The sequence below is a fragment of the Lysobacter terrae genome, from assembly GCF_054782215.1.
The window spans coordinates 79417-89391 of sequence record NZ_BAAGSX010000010.1 but is presented as its reverse complement, the minus strand read 5'-3'; the positions used below and the strand labels follow the sequence as shown (position 1 = coordinate 89391).

At 66.3% G+C, this 9975-nt stretch carries 7 protein-coding genes; 6 read left to right on the top strand and 1 reads right to left on the bottom strand.

Translation table 11 applies throughout. From position 1 onward, the window contains the following. Nucleotides 1-25 precede the first annotated feature (25 nt). Nucleotides 26-1084, bottom strand: a complete 1059-nt coding sequence (locus ACYVJ8_RS15345; RefSeq protein WP_460713974.1) for a LysR family transcriptional regulator — start codon at nt 1082-1084, stop codon at nt 26-28. Between the two features lie 127 nt (nt 1085-1211). Here ACYVJ8_RS15345 and ACYVJ8_RS15340 point away from each other — a divergent pair, with 127 nt between their 5' ends. From ACYVJ8_RS15340 to ACYVJ8_RS15315, 6 genes are all read left to right on the top strand, one after another. Continuing rightward, nucleotides 1212-1481, top strand: a complete 270-nt coding sequence (locus ACYVJ8_RS15340) for a hypothetical protein (protein ID WP_460713972.1) — start codon at nt 1212-1214, stop codon at nt 1479-1481. Continuing rightward, the gene (locus tag ACYVJ8_RS15335) at nt 1478-2470 is read left to right on the top strand and encodes an SDR family NAD(P)-dependent oxidoreductase (protein WP_460713970.1); all 993 of its coding nucleotides are present in this window, start codon (nt 1478-1480) and stop codon (nt 2468-2470) included. Before ACYVJ8_RS15340 ends, ACYVJ8_RS15335 begins: the two co-directional genes overlap by 4 nt. Further along, nucleotides 2467-3681, top strand: a complete 1215-nt coding sequence (locus tag ACYVJ8_RS15330) for an efflux RND transporter periplasmic adaptor subunit (protein ID WP_460713968.1) — start codon at nt 2467-2469, stop codon at nt 3679-3681. The genes ACYVJ8_RS15335 and ACYVJ8_RS15330 overlap by 4 nt, the downstream gene beginning before the upstream one ends. A gap of 151 nt (nt 3682-3832) precedes the next feature. Further along, entirely contained in the window at nt 3833-7021 is a 3189-nt protein-coding gene (locus ACYVJ8_RS15325; RefSeq protein WP_460713966.1) for an efflux RND transporter permease subunit, read from the top strand. 89 nt (nt 7022-7110) lie between these two features. Further along, nucleotides 7111-7848 carry an SDR family oxidoreductase gene (locus ACYVJ8_RS15320; protein WP_460713964.1) on the top strand — a complete coding sequence of 246 codons (738 nt, stop codon included), beginning with the start codon at nt 7111-7113 and terminating at the stop codon, nt 7846-7848. Next, nucleotides 7842-9320, top strand: coding sequence for an efflux transporter outer membrane subunit (locus tag ACYVJ8_RS15315; protein WP_460713962.1), 1479 nt, complete (start codon nt 7842-7844; stop codon nt 9318-9320). The genes ACYVJ8_RS15320 and ACYVJ8_RS15315 overlap by 7 nt, the downstream gene beginning before the upstream one ends. The last annotated feature ends 655 nt before the right edge of the window (nt 9321-9975 follow it).

Below are 9975 nucleotides of genomic sequence, written 5' to 3'. Positions count from 1 at the left end.
GGAACGGATCGCGTGCCTGCTTCGCTCAGACTGCCGCTTCCGCTTCCTGCTCCGCCAACTGGTCGTCGGTCTCCAGGGGCACCGCGGCGACCGCGGCACGCTTCGGCTTGGCCCTGCTCTTCGCGGTCGCCATCGCCTGCTCCTGCTGGCGCTTGAAGATCGGGCAGAGTTCTTCCATGTAGTTCGCGTCGAAGTTCAGCCGTTCGACCAGGAAGTCGACGAACGCACGCACCTTCGGCGACTGCACCATGCCGCGCGGGAACACCGCATTGAATTCGTACTCCGGGCCGGTCCAGCCGGCGAGCACGCGCTGCACGAAGCCGTGTTCGGCCAGCGGCTTCATCATCACGTCGGCAGCCAGCATCAGGCCTTCGCCGCAGAGCAGGGCGCCCTTGATCGCGCCGTAGTCGTTGGCGACGAAGACCGGGTCGATGCGGTAATCGGTGGTGCGTTCGCCATCGCTCAGCGACCAGGCGAAGCCGCTGCCGTTCCGGCGCGCCTTGTGCATCGCCAGCGTCGAGTGGTGGACGAGATCGTCCGGGTGCAGCGGCTCGCCATGGCGCTCGATGTACTGCGGGCTGGCGAAGATCTGGGTGCGGAATACGGCGAGGCGCCGTGCCACCAGATTGGAATCGGGCAGATTGCCGACGCGCAAGGCGACGTCGATTTCCTTGTCGATGAGATCGAGCGGTTCGTTGCTCAGCAGCATCTCCACGCGCACCTCGGGATGACGAGCGCGGAATTCACCCAGCAGCGGCGCGATCCTGTCGATGCCCAGCGAGTAGGGCGCGGTGAAGCGCAACCAGCCGCGCGGTCCGCTCTGTAACTGGCCGACGGCGCTTTCGGCCTCGTCCAGTTCGCGCGCGATGCGCTGGCAGTGTTCGAAGTACACATTGCCGGCTTCGGTAAGGCCCAGCTTGCGCGTGGTCCGATGCAGCAGTTGCGCGCCCAGGCGCGTTTCCAGCTCCTGCACCTTGCGGCTGACGGTGGTCTTGGGAAGGCGCAGCGAACGCGCTGCGGAGATGAAGCTGCCGTGCTCGACCACCTTGACGAAGACCAGGGTGTCGTTGAGATCGCGGGTCATTGGGGGCGACTCCGGGTAGGGGCGGTCCAATTGGACCGATTTCGGGACAATTATTCCCTTAATCGACGGCTAATCAAGTGCCATCCATGGGACTAATCTGCGCACCAGTTCCCAAGGTACCGCCGTCATGTTGTCCTCCCCCCGCGCCCGATTCACCTACGTCCTGACCATGCTGGCGGCCTTCGCCGGTGTGACGGGCTTGGCGGTGATCGCACTGAAACAGGCCATTTATGCGGGTGCCGCAGAGGCGCTGATGATGGCTGGCGTGCTTTCGGTGGTCGTGGCGCTGCCCTTGGCCCTGGTCCTCCTGCCCGTGATCAGCTGGCTGCAGCAGCGGGTCCGGAAAGCGGCCATCGTCCCGGATGTGGGAGAAAATGTCCCGGGAGTGGGACGGTGAAGCCCGCCGTCCTGATTCTCGGCGCCACCGGCACGATCGGTGCCGCAACGGTCAAGGCCGCGATCGAAGCCGGCTGGCCGGTGGTCGCCGTCGCGCGGGATGCCACGGCGCTGGAACAGCTCCGGCAACGCCATCCGACCGCCAAGCTCAAGACCCTGGTGGGCTCCGTGGCCGACGACGCCGCGGCTTCGGACCTGGTGGCCGAGCTGCGGCGGATCAGCCATTCCTTTATCGGCGTGGTCGCCGCGCTGGGCATGGGCGACGAACGCGGTCGCCTGCTCGATCAATCGTCCGATCAGCTGCGCCGCAGCTTCGACGACGCGGTGCTGCCGCATCTGGTCGCCGCGCGCCATCTGCTGCCGTGGCTGGGTGAATCGGGCCGCAACTGCGGCTACGTCGTCGTCGGCGGCCCCGGCAGTCGCAATCCCTGGGCGGGTTATGGCCACCGTTCGATAGCCGCCGCCGCGCTGCGCATGCTCGCGCGCGTCCTGCACAACGAGGCGCAGGCGCATGCCGTGCGCCTGCAGTTGCTGGAAGTCGAATCCCCGGTGCGCACGGACAGCAACGAGAAATACGCCTGCCAGCAGTGGCCCTGCGTGGGCCACATCGGCCGCAAGGCGCTGGCTCTGCTCAAGCATCGCAACGACGCCACCTGCAACGAGGCGGTTGTCGATTACCGCGATTGCGACGTCGATGCTGTCGAAGGCGGCCGTGCCACGAGCGCGGACGACGATGTCGATGCGCCGTTCCTCCATTCGTCACTTATCGAAAGCGCGTCTGTGCAGGACAGGGGCTTGACCCTGGAGCCGGACCAGGCCGCATCGTCGATGTCTCCGCAGTTTTCGCCACACGACCCGCCGCAAGAAATGGATAGCGACGACTCCCTGCTGCCAGCACGCTGTCTGCAGGACGCGCGCAAGCTGCTCGAAGACATCTCCTCTCCAACATCCTCCCCCCTCAAGAAAAAGAATCAGGAGCGTACGAAATGAGCCGCAGGAAACTTTCTCGCTCAGGACTGTTCCAGCCCCAAGCCGGGCTGCCGTGGCTGGCCGTTGCGGTCGGCATCACTCTTCTTCTCGTCCTGGCCGGATGCAGCAGCGAGGCCGCGCCGAACGCCGGCATGCCGCCGCCGCCGGAAGTCAGCGTCGCCAATGTCCTCTCCAAGCCGGTCCACCAGTGGGACGAATTCACCGGTCGCGTCGCGGCCGTGGAAACCGTCGAACTGCGCCCGCGCGTAAGCGGCTACGTGCAGCGCGTGGCCTATCAGGAGGGGCAGGAAGTCCATAAGGGCGAACTGCTGTTCGTGATCGACCAGCGTCCGTACCAGGCCTCGCTCGATCGTGCCCGTGCCGAGCTCGAACGCGCTCGCGCCGAAGCGCGTCTGGCCCAGGCGCAAGACGCTCGCGCGCAGACCCTGATCGAAGCCAAGGCGATCTCGCGCGAAGAGTTCGAACAGCGCAAGGCCAACACGTCCGGCACCAATGCCGCCGTGCGCGCCGCCGAAGCGGCCGTCACTAGCGCGCAGCTGGACCTGCAGTTCACCGAAGTGCGCTCGCCGATCGAAGGCCGCGCCGGTCGCGCACTGGTCACCGAGGGCAACCTCGCCCAGGCCGACGCGACGCTGCTGACCACGGTTGTATCGCAGGATCCGGTGTACGTGTATTTCGAAAGCGACGAGCAGAGCTTCCTGCGCTACAACGAACTCGCTCGCAAGGGCGAACGCGCCGACTCGAAGAACCCGGTCCGCGTGGGTCTGGCCAGCGAAACCGGCTACCCGCACGAAGGCACGGTCGACTTCGTCGACAACCAGGTCGACTCGCGCACCGGCACGATCCGCGCCCGTGCGGTGCTGAAGAACCCGGACCGCCTGTTCACCCCGGGTCTGTTCGCCCGCGTGCAGTTGCAGGGCAGCGGCGAGTTCAAGGCGCTGCTGATCGACGACAAGGCCGTGCTCACCGACCAGGACCGCAAGTACGTCTACGTGCTCGGCCCGAAGAACGCGGCGATGCGCAAGGACGTAGTGCTCGGCCGCAGCATCGATGGACTGCGCGTGGTCGAGTCGGGCCTCACCCCGGCGGACAAGGTGATCGTGCATGGCGTGCAGAAGGTCTTCTTCCCCGGCATGCCGGTGTCGCCGAAAACGATCGTCATGGGCGCCGCGCCGGCGGAGCAGGTGGCGAGCGCCGCCGGTTCCAAGTAACGCGCTTAAGTAACCGCTTCAACCGGATCAGTCTGCTTGGCTGATCCGGAAGTTTGCAGGCCGCCGATCCTCCCCGTTCTCTCCTCCCCCCCGCGGGGAGGATCGGGCAGGCCTTTCCTTTCGCTTGCGCAGGCAAGACCCGAGGCCCCCAATGGACTTCTCCAAATTTTTCATCGACAGGCCGATCTTCGCTGCCGTGCTGTCGATCATCATCTTCGCCGCGGGCCTGATTGCCATCCCGCTGCTGCCCATCAGCGAATACCCGGAAGTCGTACCGCCGTCGGTGGTGGTGCGTACCGTGTATCCGGGCGCCAACCCGAAGGTGATCGCCGAAACCGTCGCCACGCCGCTTGAAGAAGCGATCAACGGCGTCGAGCACCTGATGTACATGAAGTCGGTCGCCGGTTCCGACGGCGTGCTGCAGCTGACGGTGACGTTCAAGCCGGGCACCGATGCCGATGACGCCGCGGTCCGCGTGCAGAACCGCGTCGCCCAGGCGCTGGCCCGACTGCCCGAAGACGTGCGCCGCCAGGGCGTGACGACGCAGAAGCAGTCGCCCGTGTTCCTGATGGTCGTGCATCTGGTTTCGACCAATGGCAAGTACGACACGCTGTACCTGCGCAACTTCATGCGCCTGCACGTCAAGGACGAAATCGCCAAGATCCCGGGTGTCGGCGACGCGCAGCAGTTCGGTGGTGGCGACTACGCCATGCGCATCTGGCTCGACCCCGATCGTATAGCCGCGCAGGGCATGACCGCCGGCGACGTGCTGCGCGCCGTGCGCGAGCAGAACATCCAGGTCTCCGCCGGCCAGCTCGGCGCCGAACCGATGCCCAACGGCAGCGATTTCCTGACCCCGATCAATGCGCAGGGTCGCCTGCGTTCGGTCGAGGAATTCAAGGACGTCGTGCTGAAGAGCGGTGCGGACGGGCAGGTCGTGCGCTTGGGCGACGTAGCGCGCGTCGAGCTCGCCGCGGGCGACTACACCCTGCGTGCGCGCCTCGACGGCCAGAATGCCGCGGCGATGGGCGTGTTCCAGTCGCCCGGCGCGAACGCGCTGCAGATCCGCGACTCGGTCGTGGCGAAGATGGAAGAACTGAAGAAGACCTTCCCGCCGGGCGTGGAATACCGCACGGTCTACGACACCACGATCTTCGTGCGCGACTCGATCAAGGCCGTGGTCAGCACGCTGCTGGAAGCCACGCTGCTGGTGGTACTGGTCGTCATCCTCTTCCTGCAAACCTGGCGAGCCTCGATCATTCCGCTGATCGCGGTTCCGGTCTCGATCGTCGGTACCTTCGCTGCGCTCTATCTGCTCGGCTTTTCGATCAATACGCTGACCCTGTTCGGCCTCGTGCTGGCGATCGGCATCGTGGTCGATGACGCGATCGTGGTGGTGGAAAACGTCGAGCGCCACATCGAACACGGCGCCACGCCGCTCGAAGCCGCGCACCTGGCAATGAAGGAAGTCTCCGGTCCGATCATCGCGATCGCGCTGGTGCTGTGTGCGGTGTTCGTGCCGATGGCCTTCCTCTCCGGCGTCACCGGCCAGTTCTACAAGCAGTTCGCGGTGACCATCGCCATCTCCACGGTGATCTCCGCGGTCAATTCGTTGACGCTGTCGCCGGCGCTCGCGGCCAAGCTGCTGCGCAGCCACGATGCGCCGAAGGATGGGCTGTCGCGCCTCATCGAACGTGCGTTCGGCTGGGTGTTCCGTCCGTTCAACCGCTTCTTCAACCGCAAGTCGTCGCAGTACGGCGGCGGCGTGAGCCGCATCCTGGGTCACCGTGGTCGCGTGTTCGGCGTGTACGCCGTGCTCCTGATCGCAGCCGCCGGGGTGTTCCAGTGGGTGCCTGCCGGCTTCATTCCGACCCAGGACAAGCTGTACCTGATCGCCGGCGTGCGTCTGCCGGAAGGCGCGTCGATTGAACGTACCGACGCGGCTTTGAAGAAAGTCGCCGCAGCGGCGATGAGCATCGAGGGCGTCGACCACGAGGTCGCGTTCCCGGGCCTGAATCCGCTGCAGTTCACCAATACGCCGAACAGCGGCGTGGTGTTCTTCCCGCTCAAGCCGTTCAACCAGCGTCACAAGTCCGCGAAGGAGATCAATGACGAGCTCAACGCCAAGCTTGCCGGTATCCAGGAAGGTTTCGCCTTCTCGCTGATGCCGCCGCCGATTCTCGGCCTGGGCAACGGCCAGGGTTACTCGCTGTTCGTCGAAGATCGCGCCAACCTCGGCTACGGTGCGCTGCAGAGTGCGGTACAGGCCGTGCAGGGCACCGCCGCGCAGACGCCGGGCATGGGCTTTCCGATCTCGAGCTACCAGGCCAACGTGCCGCAGCTCGATGCGGAGGTCGATCGCGTGAAGGCGAAGGCGCAGGGCGTTCCGCTGACGGAGCTGTTCGACACGCTGCAGACCTATCTGGGCTCGGCCTACGTCAACGACTTCAACATGTTCGGTCGCACCTGGCAGGTCATCGCCCAGGCCGACGGCCAGTTCCGCGGTCGTGTCGAGGACATCACCAAGCTGCGCACGCGCAACGTCAATGGCGAGATGGTGCCGATCGGTTCGATGGTCAACATCAAGCAGACCTACGGTCCCGACCCGGTGCTGCGCTTCAACGGTTATCCGGCGGCCGACCTGCTCGGCGGTTACGACCCGCGCCTGATGTCGTCGGGCGAGGCGATGGAGAAGGTCACCGATATCGCCGGGAAGGTGCTGCCAAACGGCATGGGTTTCGACTGGAGTGATCTGAGTTACCAGCAGGCAACGCAGGGCAATGCATCGCTGGTCGTGTTCCCGCTTGCCATCATGCTGGCGTTCCTGGTGCTCGCCGCGCTGTACGAAAGCTGGACGCTGCCGCTGGCGGTCATCCTGATCGTGCCGATGACCCTGCTGTCCGCGCTGCTGGGCGTGAAGCTCACCGGTGGCGACAACAACGTCTTCGTCCAGGTCGGCCTGGTCGTGCTGATGGGCCTGGCGTGCAAGAACGCGATCCTGATCGTCGAGTTCGCCCGCGAACTGGAACTGCAGGGCAAGGGCATCATCGAGGCGGCGCTGGAATCCTGCCGCCTGCGCCTGCGCCCGATCGTGATGACCTCGATCGCGTTCATCGCCGGCACCGTGCCGCTGGTGTTCTCGCATGGTGCGGGTGCGGAAGTCCGTTCGGTCACGGGTATCACGGTGTTCGCCGGCATGCTCGGTGTCACTCTGTTCGGCCTGTTCCTGACGCCGGTGTTCTACGTGGCGCTGCGCAAGCTGGCCGGCAAGCCGCTGGTGCGCCATGACCAGCCGACGTCGCTCGCGGCGCATTCGGTGACCGCTTCGTCCCTGCTCTGAAGTAGGCGAGCGCAGAACGGACGCCAGTCCGCTCTGCGCTCACTTCCCCACATACGACGGCGGGCAAGCCCGCCACACAGGAATCCCCCATGTCCGCTCAGAACGCAAACAAGATCGCCCTCGTCACCGGCGCCACCCGCGGCATCGGTTTCGAAACCGCACGCCAGCTCGCCAGCCAGGGCGTGCATGTCCTGCTCGCCGGCCGCGACCGCAGCAAGGCCGTCGAAGCCTCGCTCAAGCTGCAGGCCGAAGGCCTGCCGGTCGAAGCCATCGCGCTGGACGTCACCAAGACCGACAGCATCGCCGCCGCCGCGCAGGAAATCGCGCAAAAGCACGGCAAGCTCGACATCCTGGTCAACAACGCCGGCGTGTTCCGCGACGACATGCAGCGCAAGCCGTCGGAGCAGTCGCTGGAGATCTGGCGCGAGACCTTCGACACCAACGTGTTCGGCGTGGTCGCCACCACCCAGGCCTTCCTGCCCCTGCTGTACAAGGCGCCGGCCGCGCGCATCGTCAACGTGTCCAGCATCCTCGGTTCGGTTGCGGCGAATGCGGATCCGGCGTCGCCGATCTACAACTTCAAGGTGCCGGCCTACAACGTGTCCAAGAGTGCGGTGAATGCCTGGACCGTGCAGCTGGCTTACGAATTGCGCGATACCCAGATCAAGGTGAACGCGGTGCACCCCGGCTCGGTGAAGACCGACATGAACGCCGGCGGTGAACTCGAAGTCGCCGACGGCGCCAAGACCAGCGTGCGCATGGCGCTGCTCGACGATGCGGGGCAGAGCGGTGGTTTCGTCTACTTCGAGGACACGCTGCCATGGTGATCGCTTCCACTCCCTTTCGTGCGCTGACGCTGGGCATCGCTTCGGCGTTGCTGGCGGCCTGCGCGGTCGGGCCGGACTTCGTTCGTCCGGACATGCCGGTGCCGGCGCAATTCGCGCAGGCGTCGGTCGAGACCGACGCCGCCACTGCGCCTGCCGGTGAAAGCGTCCCGCTCACCACCGACAGCGAGTTCTGGCGCGGCTTCAATGATCCGTTGTTGACCCGGCTGGTCGAAGAGACGCTGACCGCCAATCATGATCTGCGCATTGCGCTGGCCAACTACGACCGCGCCAATGCACTGCTGCGCGGCGCCAAGTTCGACTACTTCCCGACGGTCACCGCGCATGCGGAAGCGTCGGACGGTCGTGCCAGCGCGGACCAGGCGCCGGGCGTTTCGCGTGCCGACCGCGATGCGGAGAGCTACAGCGCGCAGGCTTCCGTTTCATGGGAGCTCGATCTGTGGGGCCGCGTCCGCCGCAGCGTGGAAGCGCAGCGTGCGGGTGCGCAGGCCTCGGCGGCCGACCTGCAGGCGACGCAGGTCGCGATCGTGGGCGAGGTCGTGAGCAGTTACGTCGACCTGCGTGGTTTGCAGGAGCGTCTGCGCGTGGCGCGCGAGAACGCCGACAACCAGGCGGAAACGCTGAAGCTGGTCGATGCCCGCTTCAACGCAGGCCGCGGTACCGAGTTCGACACCTCGCGTGCACGCGCGCAGTTGGAAGCCACGCGTTCGCGCGTGCCGGCGCTGGAAGCGCAGGTCGCCGTGACCATGCATCGCATCGCGGTGCTGACCGGCCGCACGCCGGACGCGCTGATCGCCGAACTCACGCCGCAGCAACCGCTGCCGCCGCTGCCGGCGCGCATCGATCCCGCGGCGCCCGGCGATCTGCTGCGCAATCGTCCCGACGTGGCCGCGGCCGAGCAACGGCTGCACACCGCCACGGCGCGGATCGGCGTCGCCACGGCCGACCTGTTCCCGCGCTTCACTCTGGGCGGTCTGATCGGTTCGCAGGCGATCGACAGCAATGCGCTGTTCGAACGCGACAGCGAGACGCGGCTGGTTGCGCTGGGCATCGACTGGTCGTTCCTCGACATCGGCCGCGTGCGCGCGCGCATCAAGGCCGCCGATGCGGATGCCGAAGGCGAGCTCGCGCAGTACGAGAAGACGGTGCTGACCGCGCTGGAAGACACCGAAAACGCGCTGGTGCGGCATGCCCGCGCGCGCGTCGAGGACCAGCATCTGGAACAGGCGGCGATCGACAGTGCCAAGGCGGCGCAGCTCGCGCGCATTCGGTTCGAGGCCGGCGCGGTGGATCTGTTCGAAGTGCTGGATGCCGAACGCACGCAGTTGCAGGCGCAGGACGCGTTCGCCGATGGACGCACCCGTAGCGTCAACAGCGCGGTAGCGCTGTACAAGGCGTTGGCGGGCGGTTGGCCGGAGCGCATGCCGGAGCGGAAGAAGGTAGCGGGGCGCTGACCTCCCCTCACTCTGCGTTGCTCCGCAACGCTGTCCCTCTCCCCGCAAGCTGGGAGAGGGAGATCTTTCTTCTCCCCGCACAGCGGGGAGAAGATGCCCGAAGGGCAGATGAGGGGCGCTTTTGCCGTTGCTTCCGTCGGCTTACGGCTTCGGTAGGGCGCGCTACCCGCCGGGATGGGGGTGGCTCCGACCCTCCGGATGGCAGTCCTGCCTTTAGTCGGGCCGCGGACCATCCATGGTCCGCTCTCCGCCACCCCCATCCCGGCGGGCAGCGCTAATCGCGAGCGTGAAGCTCACCGCTTCTAAAGCGCTCTGTCTTTTAGCTTTTTGCCCGAACCACCACGATGTGTGAGGGGCAGGCGGTGCCGGTGGGTCTGCGTGACTGTCGGCGGCACGGATGCCGCCGACCAAGCCTCCATGGACGGATTCACGGCGTGTCACGCAGACCCGCCGGCGCCGCCTGCCCGCCCGTAATGACTCCAGCCTGGGATGGAAGCACGAGGCCCGAGTTGACTTGCCCCGCGCCGTCCCCAACCATTGCATCCGTGCGGCAACCGCCGCGCCCGTTACGACAGGATCAGGTGGCCCGCGGCAATCCGCCGGCCGAGCGTGCGACATGAGCACTACCACCGCCCATCGCTGAATCGCCCCGAGG